Below are 16098 nucleotides of genomic sequence, written 5' to 3'. Positions count from 1 at the left end.
TTTGCTAGCGGGGCTCGCCGCCCCCCAGGGCCTTGTAGAGGTTGACGGTGCTGGCCATCAGGGCGCGGCGCAGCTGCACCAGGGCCTGCTCGGCGTTGAACAGCGCCCGCTGGGCGTCGAGCACGTCGAGGTAGTTGCTCACGCCGCGCTCGAAGCGCAGGGAGGCCAGCCGGGCGCGGTCGGATTCGGTGGCCACCAGGGCCTGCTGGGCGCGCACCTGCTCGGCCAGCCAGTGGCGGGCGGCGAGGGCGTCGGAGACCTCCCGGAAGGCGGCCTGGATGGTGGCCTCGTAGTCGGCCACGGCGACCAGCTGGCGGGCTTCGGCGAGGCTGAGGTTGGCGCGGTTGCGGCCGCCGTCGAAGAGGGGCAGGCGCAGCGCCGGGGTGAAGCTCCAGGTGCTGGCGCCGCCCCGGAAGAGGCCGTCCAGCTCGGCGCTGGAGGCGCCGCCGAAGCCGGTGAGGGTGATGTTGGGCAGGAAGGCGGCGCGGGCGGCGCGGATGCTGGCCTGGCTGGCGGCGAGGCGCTTTTCGGCGGCGCGGATGTCGGGCCGGCGGGTGAGGAGCTCGGCGGGCAGGCCGGGCGGCAGCGGGCCTTCCAGGCCCTGCTCGGCGAGCGGCGCGGGCGGCGGCGTGGGGGCCGGGGCATGACCGGTGAGCTGCAGCAGCAGGGCGTCGTTCTGGGCGCGCTGGCGTTCGAGGGCGGCGAGCTCGCCGCGGGTGTTGAGGAGCAGGGATTCCACCTGGCGCAGTTCGAGGTCGGAGCTGCTGCCCACCGCGGCGCGCCGGGCCATGATGCGGAAGGATTCCTCGCGGGTCACCAGGGCCTTCTGGGCCAGCACGATGCGCTCGTCGAGCTCGCGGCCGAGCAGGTAGGTGTTGGCGAGCTGGGCGACGAGGCCGAGCTCGAAGGCCCGGCGCGCCTCGTCGGTGGCGAGGAACTGGTTGAGGGCGGCTTCGTTGAGGCTCTTCACGCGGCCCCAGAAGTCGATCTCGTAGCTGACCAGGTTGGCGCCGGCCCGGTAGTTGCCGCCGATCTTGTCGCGGCCGGTGACCGACAGGTCGGCCGGCGTGCGGCTGCGGGTGCCGCTGGCGCCGAGCTCGACGGCCGGGCGTCCGGCGGCTTCCTGGATGTCGTAGGCGGCGCGGGCCTCGGCGACCCGGGCGATGGCCACGCGCAGGTCGCGGTTGTGGGCGAGGGCGCCGGCGGTCAACTCGCGCAGCCGGGGGTCGGCGAAGAGGGCGTTCCAGTCGGGCGGGCGGGCGGCGGCTTCGCTGGGGGCTGCCGGGTAGGCCGCGGGGAGGGGCTGGGGCGTCGGGCCGTCGGGGGTCGCGCAGGCTGCCAGGGCGGCACAGGCCAACAGACCGAAGGAGCGCAGGCGGAGAAGGCGGAGAAGGGGGATATGGGCTTGGCGGTGAGGCTTCACGGTGGCTTCCTGCCGGGGGACCGGCGTGTTGCTGCCCTGGGCCGTAATGCAAGGGGGCGGTCGGCGTGGCGTGCCCGTGATCCGCAGGCCGATCTCCCGGCCGGTGTCGGCAGGGGGGATGCCTGCCCATGGCGTCACGGTAACGTTGCCGATTCGTATCGTAACACCGCCGGGGCGGCGGGGCAAGGCCGGAGGCGATCTTCGGCCAGACGAAATGCACTCCCCTTGATTCAGGGCAAAGTTCCGCCGTCGTCTGGTGCTGAAGCGTCGGCGCGGAAGGGCAGGTGCTCGGAGAGTTCGTCGAGGTAGTCCTCGACGCCGCCGCGCTCCCGCGCCAGGAAGTCGGCCACCGCGTCGGCAAAACGCGGGTCGGCGATCCAGTGGGCCGAGGTGGTGCGCACCGGCTCGAGGCCGCGCGACAGCTTGTGCTCGCCCTGGGCGCCGCCCTCGAAGCGGGAGAGGCCTTCTGCGATGGCGTAGGCGATGGCCTGGTAGTAGCAGGCCTCGAAGTGCAGGCAGGGGATGTATTCGATGGCGCCCCAGTAGCGGCCGTAGAGGGCGTCGGCGTCACGCAGGAAGAAGCTCGCCGCCACCTGCTGCTCGCCGCGCTCGGCGATCATCAGCACGCAGGCGTCGCCGGCCTGGCGGCCGTAGTCGGTGAAGAAGCCCCGGGTGAGGTAGGGGCAATGCTCCCAACTTAACGCCACCCCCCTTGTGAACCTGCGCCGTCCCCGGTAAAATCAATGCCATTAAGTCATTGATAAATAGAGACTATGAACTCAAACACTCGATCCCCAATCGCTGCTGGATGAGTTTTCCAGGTTTCTCCTCGACCCAGCCCTGGTCGATCAAGTGCGCCTGCGCCCAGGCGCTTTTACCCGCGATCGCCACCTGACCTTGCCGCGCATCGCGGCGATGATGATGTCCGGGATGTGTGCCAGTGTGCAGACTGAACTCGACACCTTGTTCGGCCAGCTGAAGGGCATGGCGGTCCGCAGTCGGGAGGTCAGCGCCCAGGCCTTCAGCAAGGCGCGAAAGGGATTTTCGGCGGAGCTGTTCCGGCTCGCCGGCCGGCACTTGCTGGCGCTGGCGCAGCCACGGATCGATGCGGCGCGCTGGAACGGGTTGCGCGTGGTGGCGGCGGACGCCTCCCGGCTGCGCGTCTCGACCCGCGCCAACGCCAAGTTGTCTGCCGATCACTACGCCTTCGCGCTGTTTCTGCCCGGGGCCGAGCTGACGCTGCACGCGAGCCTGCATCCGGCCGACGGTTCGGAGCGCCAGATGCTGTTCGAGGCGCTGGACGAACTCGATGCCGGCCGCGACCTGCTGGTGCTCGACCGCGGCTATGTCGGCAACACGATGGTGGCGTCCCTGGCGCAGCGCGGGCTGGGCTTTTGCCTGCGGGCCGACACCCGGGGCTGGCGCTGTGTCGCCGATTTCCTGCGCTCGGGCGCCTCCGAGCAGGTGGTGACGCTTGCCGCGCCGCGCGCGGCCGAGGCGTCGATCTACGAGATCCAGCCCGTTCCGACCCCGGTGCGCCTGATTCGTGACGTCACGCCCGGCGGCAACATCCGCGTGCTGATGACCAACCTGCTCGATGCCCGGCGCTACCCGGCGGAGCAGTTCGGGGCGCTCTATCACCGCCGCTGGCGGGTCGAGGAGGCCTTCAAGCGAATCAAGCATCGTCTGCGCCTTGAGGCGCCCAGCGGGCTCACCTATCTCGCCTTTCAGCAGGACTTCGCCGCCAAGGTCCTGGCCGACAACCTCTGCCAGCTGCTCAGCGCCGAGACGGAGCCGCCCGACGCCGCCTCACGCCCCAATCGAACCTACGCCCAGGGTGCCCTCAAACCAATCCTCGCCGGCTGCCTCCTGGCGCTCGAACACGCCCGAAACCAGCTACAGACCGTGCTCGACGCCATCTCACACGCCCGCTGCCACATCCAGCCCGAGCGAAGTTTTCCCAGGCCACGACGCGTCAAGCCGCATCAGCATTTGGCATATAAGGCGGCTTAAGTTGGGAGCATTGGAGGTAGGGGGTGGAGCGGTGCTCGGCGTAGGTGCGGGCGTAGCAGGCGTGGAAGAAGGCCCAGTCCGCGTCCGTGATCTGGGCGCCGCGCAGGATGCGGAAGCTCACGCCGGCCTCAGCCACCTTGCGCCGCTCCTGGCGGATCTTCTTGCGCTTGGTGTGGGTGAGGCGGCCGAGGAAGTCGTCGAAGCTGCGGTAGCCCGCGTTGTGCCAGTGGAACTGCACGCCATGGCGCAGCGCCAGCCCGGCCTCCTGCAGCCAGCCGGCCTCTTCGGCGGTGGGGAAGAGCAGGTGGAAGGACGAGGCGCCCGAGTGGCGCACCAGGGCCAGCACCTGGCCGAGCAGCGCGCGGCGGCTGGCCTCGTTGCGGCCGAGGATGCGCCTGCCGGGGACCGGCGTGAAGGGCAGGGCGGCGAGCCACTTGGGGTAGTAGTCGAGGCTGTGGCGCTGATAGGCGTCGGCCCAGGCCCAGTCGAACACGTATTCGCCGTAGGAGTGGGCCTTGAGGTAGAGCGGCATCGCGGCGAGCAGCGTGTCGCCCTCCCACAGGCTGGCGTGGCGGGGCGTCCAGCCGGTGCGCGGGGCGACGCAGCCGGAGGCTTCGAGCGTGCTCAGGAAGGCGTGGGCGAGGGGCGCCTGGCCGGCGAGGGCGTCCCACTTGTTGGCAGGGATCTCGGCGAGGGCTTTGTGGAGGTGGAAAGTCGGCATGGCGGTCATCCTACACCGGCCCGGCGGCATGGCGGACGCGCGGACGGGCACGGCTTCGCGGTATAGTGTCGCCCCATGAAACTCCCTCTTTCCGTCGCGGTTGCCCAGCTCGATTGTGTCGTGGGCGACCTCTCCGGCAATGCGCGCCGGATCCTCGATGCGGCAACCCGCGCCAAGGCCGCGGGTGCCGATGTGCTGCTGACCCCCGAACTCGCCCTGTGCGGCTATCCGCCCGAAGACCTGCTGCTGCGGCCGGCCTTCCTGCAGGCCTGCGCCGAGACCCTCGACGCGCTGGCGGCGCAGGTGCAGGGCATCACGGTGCTGGTGGGCTACCCGGCCGAGCGGGCCGGCGAGCGCTTCAACGCCGCCGCGGTGATCCAGGACGGCCGCGTGGCGCGCACCTACTTCAAGCACCGCCTGCCCAACTACGAGGTCTTCGACGAGGAGCGCTACTTCGAGCCGGGCCATGAGGCCTGCGTGTTCGAGCTGAAGGGCGTGCGGGTGGGCGTCAACATCTGCGCCGACGTGTGGGAATCCGGCGCCGCCGACGTGGCCCGCGGCGCGGGGGCCGAGCTGCTGCTGGTGCTCAACGCCTCGCCCTTCCACATGAACAAGCAGGCGCTGCGCTACGAGGTGCTGCGCGAGCGTATCGCCGATACCGGCCTGCCGGTGGTGTATTGCAACCTGGTGGGCGGCCAGGACGAGCTGGTCTTCGATGGCGGCTCCTTCGCCCTCGACCGGGATGGCACGCTTGCCTGGCAGGGCGCCTCGTTTGCCGAGGAGCTTGCGGTGCTGCGCTTCGCCGACGGCGCCTGGCTCGACCGGTCCGTGCCGGAGCCCCGACCGGTGGAAGCCGAGGTGTACGACGCGCTGGTGCTCGGCGTGCGCGACTACCTGGGCAAGAACGGCTTCCCCGGCGCCATCATCGGCCTGTCGGGGGGCGTCGATTCGGCGCTCACGCTGGCCATCGCCGTCGACGCCCTGGGTGCCGACAAGGTGCGCGCGGTGATGATGCCCTCGCCCTACACCGCCCAGATGAGCCTCGACGACTCCCGCGAGATGATCCGCCGCCTCGGCGTGCGCTACGACGAGATCGCCATCGAGCCGGCCATGGACACCTTTGCCGGCCTGCTCGCCCCGCTGTTCGCCGGCCTGCCTGCCGACACCACCGAGGAGAATCTCCAGGCGCGCATCCGCGGCATGCTGCTGATGGCCCTCTCCAACAAGACCGGCGCGATCGTGCTCACCACCGGCAACAAGAGCGAGATGGCCACCGGCTACGCCACCCTCTACGGCGACATGGCCGGCGGTTTTGCGGTGATCAAGGACATCTACAAGACCTTCGTCTATCGCCTGTGCGCGTGGCGTAACGCCCAGCCCGGCGGTGCGGTGATCCCCGACAACATCCTCACCCGCCCGCCGTCGGCCGAGCTCAAGCCCGACCAGTGCGACCAGGACTCCCTGCCGCCCTACGAGGTGCTCGATGCCATCATCGCCGCCTACATGGAGGAAGACCTCTCGCCGCGGGAGATCGTTGCCCGTGGCTATCCGGAGGCCGACGTGCTGCGCACCGTGGGGATGCTCCGGCGCAACGAGTACAAGCGTCGCCAGGCCCCGCCGGGCATCCGCGTCACCCAGCGCGGCTTCGGCAAGGACTGGCGCTATCCGATCACCTCCCGCTACCGCGATGCCTGAGCGCGGCCCGGCCGCAGCACCCACACCGACTGACCATTCCAAGGAGAACACCCGATGAAGAAAATCGAAGCCGTGATCAAGCCCTTCAAGCTCGACGAAGTGCGCGAAGCCCTGTCCGAAGTCGGCATCACCGGCCTGACGGTGACCGAGGTGAAGGGCTTCGGCCGCCAGAAGGGCCACACCGAGCTCTACCGCGGCGCCGAATACGTGGTGGATTTCCTGCCGAAGGTGAAGATCGAGGTGGTCGTCGCCACCGACGTGGTGGACCAGGCCGTCGAGGCCATCATCAAGGCCGCCCGCACCGGCAAGATCGGCGACGGCAAGATCTTTGTCATGCCCGTCGAGCAGGTCGTCCGCATCCGCACCGGCGAGACCAACGAATCGGCGATCTGAGCGCCCCCAGGGCCGGGCTCTGCCCAGCCCGCCCCCTTGGGGCAAGGAAACTCGGGGCGGCCCTGCGTTTCCTCTAGAGCCCGCCGGCCTGCCTTGAAGAAAGCCCGCCCCTGCGGGCTTTTTGTTTTTGGGGGGCGGAGATGCGTAAAATGTGATGTTTTACGCATCTCCGGATTCACGTCATGGTTTCTACCGTCCGCACCCGCTTCGCCCCCAGTCCCACCGGTTACCTGCACATCGGAGGCGCGCGCACCGCGCTGTTCTCCTGGGCCTACGCGCGGCGCCATGGCGGCCAGTTCATCCTGCGCATCGAAGACACCGACGTGGCCCGCTCCACGCCCGAGGCCGTCCAGGCCATCCTCGACGGCATGAACTGGCTCGACCTGGGCTGGGACGAGGGCCCGTTCTACCAGATGCAGCGCATGGACCGCTACAAGGCGGTGATCCAGGAAATGCTCGTCGCCGGCACCGCCTACCCCTGCTACATGCCGCCCGAAGAGCTCGACGCCCTGCGCGAGGCCCAGCGCGCCCGCGGCGAGAAGCCCCGCTACGACGGCCGCTGGCGCCCCGAGCCGGGCAAGGTGCTGCCCGAGCCTCCGGCCGGCGTCGCGCCGGTGATCCGCTTCCGTAACCCCGCCGAAGGCGTGGTGGCCTGGGACGACCTGGTCAAGGGCCGCATCGAGATCGCCAATGCCGAGCTGGACGACCTCATCATCGCCCGCGCCGACGGCACGCCCACCTACAACTTCTGCGTGTGCGTCGACGACTGGGACATGGGCATCACCCAGGTCATCCGCGGCGACGACCACGTCAACAACACCCCGCGCCAGATCAACATCCTGAAGGCCCTCGGCGCGGTGGTGCCCCAGTACGCCCACCTGTCGATGATCCTCGGCGACGACGGCCAGAAGCTCTCCAAGCGCCACGGCGCGGTGAGCGTCACCCAGTACCACGACGACGGCTACCTGCCCGAGGCCGTCATCAACTACCTGGCCCGCCTGGGCTGGAGCCACGGCGACGACGAGATCTTCAGCCGCGCCCAGCTGGTGGAGTGGTTCGACCTCGACCACATCACTCCTTCGGCCGCCCAGTTCAACACCGAAAAGCTCAACTGGCTCAACGCCCATTACATCAAGCAGAGCGACAATGCCCATCTGGCGGCCGATGTCTCCCGCCGTCTCGCCGCCCGCGGCGTCGACCCCGAGACCGGCCCGTCGCTGGAGGCGATCATCGCCCTGTACAAAGACCGCGTCAGCACGCTCAACGAACTCGCCGACGCGGCCGAACCCTTCTACATCGACCTGCACCCGGCGCCGGAGCTGGTGGCGCAGCATCTGACGGACGCGGCGCGGGCGGCGCTGGCGACGCTGAAGGGCAAGCTGGAGGTGATTGCGTGGGAGAAGGCGGCGATCGCGGCGGCGATCAAGGAGACCTGCGCCGAGCACGGGATGAAGATGCCCCAGGTGGCGATCCCGCTGCGGGTGCTGCTGCTCGGGCAGACGCAGACGCCGGCGATCGATGGGGTGGTCGAGGTGATGGGGCGGGATGTGTGTGTGTCTCGCATCCATCGTGCGTTTTGAACTGTGTGATTAGGTGTCAGTTGATTCTCGGGCTAAGCTACTCTCCCTCTCTTGATCATGTATCTTGGTTTAGGGGTGCGTACCAGGAGTGTGTCGATTTATAGCTTGAAGAGACTAGTAAAGCGGTTTCAGGAGCGTGTGTCTTTTAATTGGCGTGGTGATCGGATTGTCGTTCAAGCCAGTTTTGCATACTAGTTGAAAAATTTTCGTGTGAGCTCGGCGAGATGGGAGAACTGATTAAGAATAAAAAGTAATGCGCTCTTTGAGCGCTGGTCCAGTACTTCGTCTAGAGACGGGAGTGGCTTTCATTTTTTGAGGTGTTGGTTTTTTCTTAGCAGCGCTTCTTTGTGTTGTTTGCTCTTAATTGGGTAATCGCGTGGGTCTTCTGTGAACATTTTGCCGCCCAACTATTCGGCAGTTCGCCCTGCTCTGTCTCGTCAAATGGTGGCGATTTTAATGGCCACGTATGAAGGGCATGACTTTCTTGATGATCAAATTGCGTCAATCTGCTCGCAGAGCTTTCCCAGCTGGAAATTGTGGGTTTCCGACGATTCCGTCGGTGATGAAACCTGGCGTTGCCTCGAGCGATGGCAGGCAGAGCTTGGAGTTGCGCTATCTATTTTGCGAGGAAGGCGGAGTGGTGTTGTCGCAAACTTCATGTCGCTTGTGTGTAACAATGAAATATCTGCAGATTATTATGCGTTTTCGGATCAGGATGATATCTGGGATAGCGAAAAGTTGGAGCGAGCTGTTGCGTGGCTGAGCAGCCTGAATCAGGAGAAGCCAGCGCTATATTGTTCCAGGACGCTTTTGGTTGACGATTCAAATCGGAAGGAGCTTGGTTTTTCGCCGCCCTTTGCTCGGACTCCTGCGTTTGAGAATGCACTTGTACAGAGTATTGCCGGCGGAAATACGATGGTCTTCAACAATGCTGCACGTGATTTGTTGCTAGAGGCAGGGCCTGATTTGGATGTAGTTATGCACGACTGGTGGGTTTACTTGGTCGTGGCGGCGTGTGGGGGTGCGATTTATTTCGACCAACGCCCATCGCTCCGCTACAGGCAGCATGATCGGAATTTAATTGGGTCAGGTGCCGGTGTGCTCGCTTCGCTTCGGCGTATTCGAGATGTGCACCTGAAAGGGGTTTACCGCGGCTGGGTTGATCGGAATGTCGTTTCCTTAGAGCGTTTGAGGAGTCGCTTGACTCCTGAGAGTGAGAGGTGCCTGAAGTTGTTTGTGGACGGTCGGAAAAGAGGACCTTTTGGGCGTCTCGTTGGCGTAGGGTTGTCAGGGGTGTATCGTCAGACATGGGTGGGTAGCGTGTCCCTTTATATGTCGGCCTTTCTGGGGAAACTTTGATTTCGTTCATCTCATTTGAAATTTTGGCATTTTCCAGCGGCGTTCATTTTGCTTGGCTGACGCGTCGTCCATGAACCCTTTGTTTTGGAGTTTTCAGTAACGTGGCATCGAATGATTTTTCCGTTTCTCCTTGGAATGCCCTGGATGGATTCTGGCGAAACCGGGAGTTGCTGGTAGCTCTCATTCAGAGAGAAGTGCTGGGGCGTTACCGCGGGTCCGTGATGGGTGTAATGTGGTCGTTCTTCAATCCCATTCTGATGCTTGCTGTCTATACTTTTGTCTTTAGTGTCGTTTTTAAGGCCCGCTGGAATGTAGCCAGTGAGTCGAAGACTGAATTCGCTCTAGTTCTGTTTGCAGGCTTGATCGCTTACGGAGTTTTTTCCGAATGCCTCAATCGAGCGCCAACCTTAATAGTTTCAAATCCGAATTACGTTAAGAAAATAGTCTTCCCTTTGGAGGTGCTCCCGGTCGTGACAATGGGGGCTGCCTTATTTCACGGTCTGGTCAGCACGCTGGTGTGGTTTGTCTTCTATTTTGTCTTTTTTGGCGTGCCGCCGGTCACTGCGCTGCTGTTGCCGTTCGTGTTCTTTCCTTTGGTACTGCTGACCCTCGGATTGTCATGGTTGCTGGCATCGCTCGGCGTCTATCTTCGGGATGTCTCGCAGGTGGTGACCGTATTGACTGGCGTGTTAATGTTCATGTCACCAGTTTTCTATCCGATTTCGGCCTTGCCTCCGGAGTTTCAGGACATTCTGCTTATGAATCCGCTGACCGCCTCGATAGAGATGCTACGAGACGTCATATATTGGGGGCGAATTCCCGATGTACAGACCTATGTTGTCAACCTGGGATTGGGGGTGGTTTCAGCATGGCTCGGATTCGCCTGGTTTCAGAAAACACGCAAGGGGTTTGCCGATGTCCTCTGATCTTGCTGTTTCGGTTGTCAATGTTAGTAAGTGCTACTCCATCTATGAGCGGCCGCGCGATCGTCTCCTTCAGATGCTCAGCATGGGGACGCGGCGTTATGCGAAGGAGTATTGGGCTCTCAAGGATGTGTCCTTCGATGTCCGCAAAGGTGAGGCGGTCGGAATCGTCGGGCGTAACGGTAGCGGAAAGAGCACGCTGCTGCAGATCATCACCGGGACGCTGGCGCCGACTTCCGGCGAAGTGAAGACGAACGGGCGTATCGCGGCGTTGCTGGAACTCGGATCTGGCTTCAATCCTGAGTTTTCGGGGCGGGAGAATATTTACCTGAATGGCGCGTTGCTCGGATTCGAGCGCTCTCGCATCGATGAGCTTTTCGACGACATCGCAGCCTTCGCCGATGTGGGAGATTATCTCAATCAGCCAGTGAAAACCTATTCGAGCGGGATGTTGTTGCGCGTGGCTTTTGCCGTTCAGGTCCAGGTCCAGCCCGACATCCTGATCATCGACGAGGCGCTCGCTGTGGGGGATGCCTTATTCCAGAAGCGCTGTTTCCAGAAGATAGAGCGATTATTGAGTGACGGCGTCACTTTGCTTTTCGTGTCGCACGATCAGGAAAGTGTGCGGACCTTGACGAACCGTGCCGTGTTGCTGAAAAAAGGGCTGGTGGCAGCACATGGTGCGTCATCGGAGGTCGTTCTTGAGTATCGCCGGCAGCTGCATGATGATGAGTCAGCCTATTTCGGCGAGATTGCCAAGCGGATTGCCGATAAAGCAGCCCAGACGAATGTCGCCAAGCCTGAACCCGCGGTTGAGGCGTCTGCACCCGAAGCACAGGATGCCGGACAAGTGGCGACCTTGAGATCGGATCGACTTTCGTTTGGCGATGGAGAGGCTAAGATCCTCAAGGTCGAGATCTATGGGGGAGATGGAGAGCCTGCGACCGTTTTTTATCCTGGAGATATTATCCGGATCAGGATTACCTGCCAGTCGGCGATTGCCATCGACAAGCTGAACGTCGGCGTTCGTATCCGTAACAAAGAAGGGGTCAAGATTTATTCATGGGGTACGCTCAATCAGGATATGGCTGTGCGTGCCCGAAACAGTGGTGATGAGCTTTTCTGGTCCCGCACGGCGCAATCTGGCGAGATTTTTGATGTCGAGCTAGAAATGCAATGCTCTCTGGGCGTGAATCTGTATGAAGTTCAGGGCTCTATTTCTTATGAAGAGACTCCCGACTACATGACCCAGCGGATTCTCCACTGGATTGACGAGGCTGCGTTTTTCCAGGTTTTGATGAAACGCGACGAGTACTTCTTTGGTGGCGTGACCGATCTGAAGATGCGGGCAAGTTGGTGAGTCGGGCGTGGTCGTAAGCCTTTTTATTTTAATTGCATAATCGTATTGGGAATCTCTGATGTCGGTTGAGCAGAACGAAAATATTGTCGATTTGAAGGCTTTGGCGACGCAGATCGCGGTTACTTGCGGCCCGTGTCAGGTGCTTGTTTTGGGGAGCGAGCCCGGTAGGCTGTTGCGCGCCCTCTCCCTGGCGGGTCTTGAGGCATGCGGCCATGCGCTGAGTGCCTCCGACCGCGGTTCGCCGGGCAGTCTTTCGTTTGCGGATGAGAGCTTCGATGCGGTTGTCTTATTTGACGAGCTCGAGTTTTGCTCGGATGAGTCGCTCCCTCTCATTCTTGCAGAAATCAAGCGTGTGACGCGACGATCATTGATATTGTCCATCGATATCGGCAAAGTAGAAGACGATTCGCTGCGCACCCGTCGGGGCTGGGAGATCGTCTGCTTTGACGCGGGATTTCGGAAGCATCCGCTGTATTATCGGAGCAATGATTACGCCTCTCTCGAGCGTGATGGCGAACGGGTTTTCATCCCTCTCGAGAAGGTTCCCGCGGACGCGTGGTCGCGCTATCCTATGGACTCATTGCGTGAAGAGCGTGATCTCCACATGGATATGCTACGCGAATCGGGCAGCCGCTCCGATGCGCACGTCGGACGTTATCATTTTGCCGCCAGATTCATCCGCCCGGGTGACGCGGTGCTGGATGCCGCGTGCGGACTTGGCTATGGTACTTATGTGGCGCGCAGCGAAACGCGAGCCCGTAGTTTTATTGGCATCGATGCTAGTGAATATGGCATCGACTACGCCCAGCTCAATTTTGGTGGAGAGAACACATCGTTCCGTCGGGGAATGCTACCGGATTGCCTTGCTGACATCCCGGATGATTCTATTGATCACGTCCTTTGCTTTGAAACCCTCGAGCATGTGCAGGATCCCGTTCGCCTCCTGGCGGAGTTTCAGCGGGTGCTTACCCCGGGGGGGCGTCTTACCTGTAGTGTGCCCCATGATTGGAGCGACGAAACGGGTCTGGATCCTAATCCCTTCCATTTTCACGTTTATGACAAAAAACGCTTTGTCGCTGAGCTGAGCCAGTATTTTGACCTTGAGCGCTTGGTTGGGCAGACGGCTGATCGCATCAAGAAACCGGGAGGAGGTTGCATTTGGCTGAAAAGACCGCGCTCTCTGACCGATATCCCGGTTGATCAGGATGAGATCGAGGCCGAATGGTTGCTGGCCGTGGCTGCCAAGAGTCCATTGGACGGTCGCCGCGTGCCCTACCGCGAGCACGTTTTCTCGGCCGACGAGCAGCGCGAGGCCGGAAACGCGTTGGCGTTCATGCGGGACTATTCCAATCCATGGCTGATCCGATCGATGGTTTCCATCGGGCTGCGCACCGAGAACACGAGCCTTCGCATCCGCTGGGCCGAAGCAGTCTGGAACGACGCCGAAACTGGCGCCGCCGACAGAGGCGCCGCGCTGTGCGTCCTGGCTTATTGCGCGCTGGCGAATAGTGATAAAGCGTTGGGTAATGAGCTACTGGAGCGTATCGACGGCTATCTCGCCCATGTCGTGGACGAGTCCAATCCCAACGTGCTGCGCTGGCGGGTTTCGTTGATGTACGTCGGTGGCTTGCTAGCCTTGTCGAGGGGCGTGCGGGACATGGCGCAGCGTTATTTTGGTGGCGTGATCAAAGCACCTGTAGCCGATTACAGCGCCACCTTGCTCACTAAGCCTGCAGAGGCGGCTTATCTCCTCGGGCTTCTGCTGGCAGGGCAAGGGCGGGGGGCCGAGGCCGAGCGCATATGGTGGGATGCTTTCCAGCAGAGCAGCAAATCCTTGGGGGAGCGACTGATACGGGGCTATGAAGCCAGGCCAGCGGTTTTCGAGATTCGGGAACTCGCCGTCACCCTTGCTTTGTGCGGAAGGTTGGTAGCAGCGGCGGCCCACGCGGGCGATCTAGCCCAGCGCCCGGGTATTTTTTACGATGAATGCCACGCGGATAGTGTGTTCCGGTTGGAGTCGTTCGCCGCTGTCGAGCATTTGCTTGCTGATTTGCGGCGGGATTTTCTGGAGCAGCAGACCGGACTTGATCAACTGGAGCGTGGAAGGGGCTGGCTTGAGCAGCAGTGGGGTGCATTGCAGCAGGAGATTCGGCTTCGCGACGATGAACTGAGCCACCTATCCGGCGCGAAAGATTGGCTGGAGGCGCAGACTGCGTCTCTCCAGGCTGAGTTGCTGCGTCAGCGCAATGCAAGTGCCGAGGCTTTTGACGCCGTGAAAATGCTTGAAGAAGGCAAGGCGTGGCTCGAAACCCAGTGGCGGGCCTCGGAAGCGGAGCGGGAGCATCTTCGACAGGCCGTGGCCACCCTGGAGGCCGGCAAGGCATGGTTGGAGGGGCAATGGAGAGCTCTGGAGGATGCCCTCGAACGGAAGTCCGCGGCGCTTGAACAGGTGCAGGAAGGCAAGCTCTGGGTAGGGGCCCAATGGGAGGTGGCTCAGCAAGCACTTGCGCATAAGACTGCCGAACTCGAAACGGTGCTGGAGGGCAAGCGCTGGCTGGAGGCCCAGTGGGAGGCTGGCCAACAAGCGTTGGTGCGCCAGACTGCCGAACTCGAAAGCGTGCTGGAGGGCAAGCGCTGGCTGGAGGCCCAGTGGGAGGCTGGCCAACAAGCGTTGATGCGCCAGACTGCCGAACTCGAAAGCGTGCTGGAGGGCAAGCGCTGGCTGGAGGCCCGGTGGGAGGCTGGCCAACAAGCGTTGGTGCGCCAGGCTGCCGAACTCGAAAGCGTGCTGGAGGGCAAGGCTTGGCTGGAGGGGCAATGGGAAGCTGCAAAATCCGAACTGGTCAGTCTCACGGCGAACAAGGATTGGTTAGAGTACCAGCGGATGACATTGCAGGAGCAGCTCCGTGCGAAGGATGTGGAACTGGAAGCGTTTTCCGCAGGTAAGGAATGGCTTGAGTCTCAATGGAAATCGCAAGGGATGGAACTCGATGTCCGGCAACGACACCTTGAGGTGCAGCGGTCGGAGATTGAAAGACTAGAGGCCGCGCTAGCTGGTGCTGGAAGCCGGTTGGCGGCGCTGGGCACGGACAACGCCCGCCTTGCCGCCGACCTAGAAATAGCCCGGGACAAGGCAGCCCAGCTGAAACAGAGCCGTTTTTTCAAGCTTGCTAGGAAGCTTGGGTTTTTTGACTTTTTTTGATTTTTTGGAGAGATGAAATGAAAAGCAAAATCTTTTTGCTGTCTACCGTGGCGTTCCTTGGGCTTGCCGGTTGCAGTGCCAAGGATGATGCAATCGCCGAACTGAGCAAAAATGGCGTGTCCGTCTCTGCCGAAGGCCTGACTTACTCGGCCTCTCAGGGAGATAAGCGCAGCCTCGAATTGCTGCTCAAGGCTGGCCTTGATCCGAACGCTAAGGACAACGCCGGCAATACTCCGCTTCACACTGCGGCATGGGCCGGAAAGAAGGAAGTCGTCGAGTTGCTACTCAATAACAATGCCAATCCTAATATTGCGACACAGGTTGGCCTGACTCCGCTAATAGGCGCCGCGTCTCAAGGACAGGTCGAGGTCGTGAAGCTTCTCCTGGGAAAAAAAGCTGATATCAATGCCAAGACCTCCGAGGGCAGCACTGCGCTGATGGAGGCTGTCTGGAAGGAAAACAAGGAGCTTGTCCAGGTGCTCCTAGATGCCGGCGCCGACCTCAGCATCAAGAAGACTGATGGCTACACCGCACTCGATCTGGCGAAGGCGAAGAACAACGCCGAACTCGTCGGCATGCTGGAAAGCAAAATGGTCAAATAATCAGCTGGCCCGGCCTGGAGGCGTGAGCATACAGACCGCAAAGATCGATAAAGCTTGAAAGAATTCGGTAAATGAATAGAAATGATGCTGTTGATGTGAGTCTGTTGATCACCTTTCATGGCGAAGGCGTGCTTGCGCATTCAACGCTGAACTCCATCGAGCGCTGCCGTAGATACGCTGAAGCTGCTGGAATCACCACTGAATATGTGTGGGTGCTGGATGCGGTGGACGACGAGACGCGGAACGTGCTGATGGCGCACCCTGCCGCGGCGGGCAAGGTCCAGATCGTGGAGGTGGATTACCGTGATGCTGGCCCCTCTCGCAACGCAGGTATTCAGGCGGCGCGAGGAGCTGCGGTGGCCATTCTGGATGGTGACGATTACTTCTCAACAAATTGGATCGAGCGCGCCTGGTTCTACCTTAGGGAGTATGGCGACCACGCTGTTTTGCATCCTGAGTTCGTCGTGAATTTTGGCTCGCAAGCAGCATATTGTTGGCAGGTCGATCAGGCGGGTCAGTACTATGAGCAAGATGGGTTATTAGTTTCGAACTACTGGACCGCATGGACGTTCGCGAAGCGTGGTGTCTATCTGGCCTGTCCTTATTCGGAGGCTCGTCCTGCTCAAACCGGGTTTGGCTATGAGGACTGGCATTGGAATTGCGAAATTATTGCCGCTGGGTTCGAGCATAGGTTGGTATGGGGGGCAGTGGGCTTTTATCGCCGGAAGAAGGTGAGCCGTGTCACTTCAGACACGGCATTTGGAGCCATTGTTCCTCCAACTCGCCTTTTTGCCCTTAACGCCCTCATCAAGGACACGCTATGAACC

General features: G+C 62.0%; 13 protein-coding genes. 10 read left to right on the top strand and 3 right to left on the bottom strand.

Going from position 1 to position 16098, the window contains the following annotated elements:
• Positions 1-4: 4 nt before the first annotated feature.
• Together ACE3OU_RS02860 and ACE3OU_RS02855 are read right to left on the bottom strand one after the other, a co-directional pair.
• Positions 5-1423, bottom strand: a complete 1419-nt coding sequence (locus ACE3OU_RS02860) for an efflux transporter outer membrane subunit (protein ID WP_374240021.1) — start codon at positions 1421-1423, stop codon at positions 5-7.
• A 230-nt stretch (positions 1424-1653) separates the two neighbouring features.
• Entirely contained in the window at positions 1654-2130 is a 477-nt protein-coding gene (locus ACE3OU_RS02855) for a peptidogalycan biosysnthesis protein (RefSeq protein WP_374240020.1), read from the bottom strand.
• A gap of 94 nt (positions 2131-2224) precedes the next feature.
• Between ACE3OU_RS02855 and ACE3OU_RS02850 the strand changes: the two genes are divergently transcribed.
• The gene (locus ACE3OU_RS02850; protein WP_374240094.1) at positions 2225-3436 is read left to right on the top strand and encodes an IS4 family transposase; all 1212 of its coding nucleotides are present in this window, start codon (positions 2225-2227) and stop codon (positions 3434-3436) included.
• On the opposite strand, the gene ACE3OU_RS02845 is transcribed toward ACE3OU_RS02850, so the two are convergent.
• The gene (locus ACE3OU_RS02845; protein WP_374240019.1) at positions 3399-4157 is read right to left on the bottom strand and encodes a peptidogalycan biosysnthesis protein; all 759 of its coding nucleotides are present in this window, start codon (positions 4155-4157) and stop codon (positions 3399-3401) included. The two genes, ACE3OU_RS02850 and ACE3OU_RS02845, sit on opposite strands and share 38 nt — an antisense overlap.
• Positions 4158-4232: 75 nt before the next feature.
• On the opposite strand from ACE3OU_RS02845, the gene ACE3OU_RS02840 reads away from it, so the two are divergent.
• From ACE3OU_RS02840 to ACE3OU_RS02800, 9 genes are all read left to right on the top strand, one after another.
• Positions 4233-5852: an NAD+ synthase gene (locus tag ACE3OU_RS02840; RefSeq protein ID WP_374240018.1), complete on the top strand. Its 1620-nt coding sequence runs from the start codon at positions 4233-4235 to the stop codon at positions 5850-5852.
• Positions 5853-5906: 54 nt separating this feature from the next.
• Positions 5907-6245 carry a P-II family nitrogen regulator gene (locus ACE3OU_RS02835; RefSeq protein WP_141349134.1) on the top strand — a complete coding sequence of 113 codons (339 nt, stop codon included), beginning with the start codon at positions 5907-5909 and terminating at the stop codon, positions 6243-6245.
• A 182-nt stretch (positions 6246-6427) separates the two neighbouring features.
• A complete protein-coding gene (gltX, locus tag ACE3OU_RS02830; RefSeq protein ID WP_374240017.1) occupies positions 6428-7825 on the top strand; it encodes a glutamate--tRNA ligase in 1398 nt (465 codons plus the stop codon).
• A 456-nt stretch (positions 7826-8281) separates the two neighbouring features.
• A complete protein-coding gene (locus ACE3OU_RS02825; protein ID WP_374240016.1) occupies positions 8282-9184 on the top strand; it encodes a glycosyltransferase family 2 protein in 903 nt (300 codons plus the stop codon).
• Between the two features lie 101 nt (positions 9185-9285).
• Entirely contained in the window at positions 9286-10110 is an 825-nt protein-coding gene (locus ACE3OU_RS02820; RefSeq protein WP_374240015.1) for an ABC transporter permease, read from the top strand.
• Positions 10100-11467: an ABC transporter ATP-binding protein gene (locus tag ACE3OU_RS02815; RefSeq protein ID WP_374240014.1), complete on the top strand. Its 1368-nt coding sequence runs from the start codon at positions 10100-10102 to the stop codon at positions 11465-11467. The genes ACE3OU_RS02820 and ACE3OU_RS02815 overlap by 11 nt, the downstream gene beginning before the upstream one ends.
• A 58-nt stretch (positions 11468-11525) precedes the next feature.
• Complete coding sequence (locus ACE3OU_RS02810) at positions 11526-14669, top strand: methyltransferase domain-containing protein (RefSeq protein WP_374240013.1); 3144 nt, start codon at positions 11526-11528, stop codon at positions 14667-14669.
• 17 nt (positions 14670-14686) lie between these two features.
• Positions 14687-15271: an ankyrin repeat domain-containing protein gene (locus ACE3OU_RS02805; RefSeq protein WP_374240012.1), complete on the top strand. Its 585-nt coding sequence runs from the start codon at positions 14687-14689 to the stop codon at positions 15269-15271.
• Positions 15272-15342: 71 nt separating this feature from the next.
• The gene (locus tag ACE3OU_RS02800) at positions 15343-16095 is read left to right on the top strand and encodes a glycosyltransferase family 2 protein (RefSeq protein WP_374240011.1); all 753 of its coding nucleotides are present in this window, start codon (positions 15343-15345) and stop codon (positions 16093-16095) included.
• Positions 16096-16098 lie beyond the last annotated feature (3 nt).

The sequence above is a fragment of the Zoogloea sp. genome, assembly GCF_041908905.1.
GTDB lineage: Bacteria > Pseudomonadota > Gammaproteobacteria > Burkholderiales > Rhodocyclaceae > Zoogloea.
The sequence above is the reverse complement of the archived record's forward strand: the minus strand, read 5'-3'. Positions and strand labels throughout refer to the sequence as shown.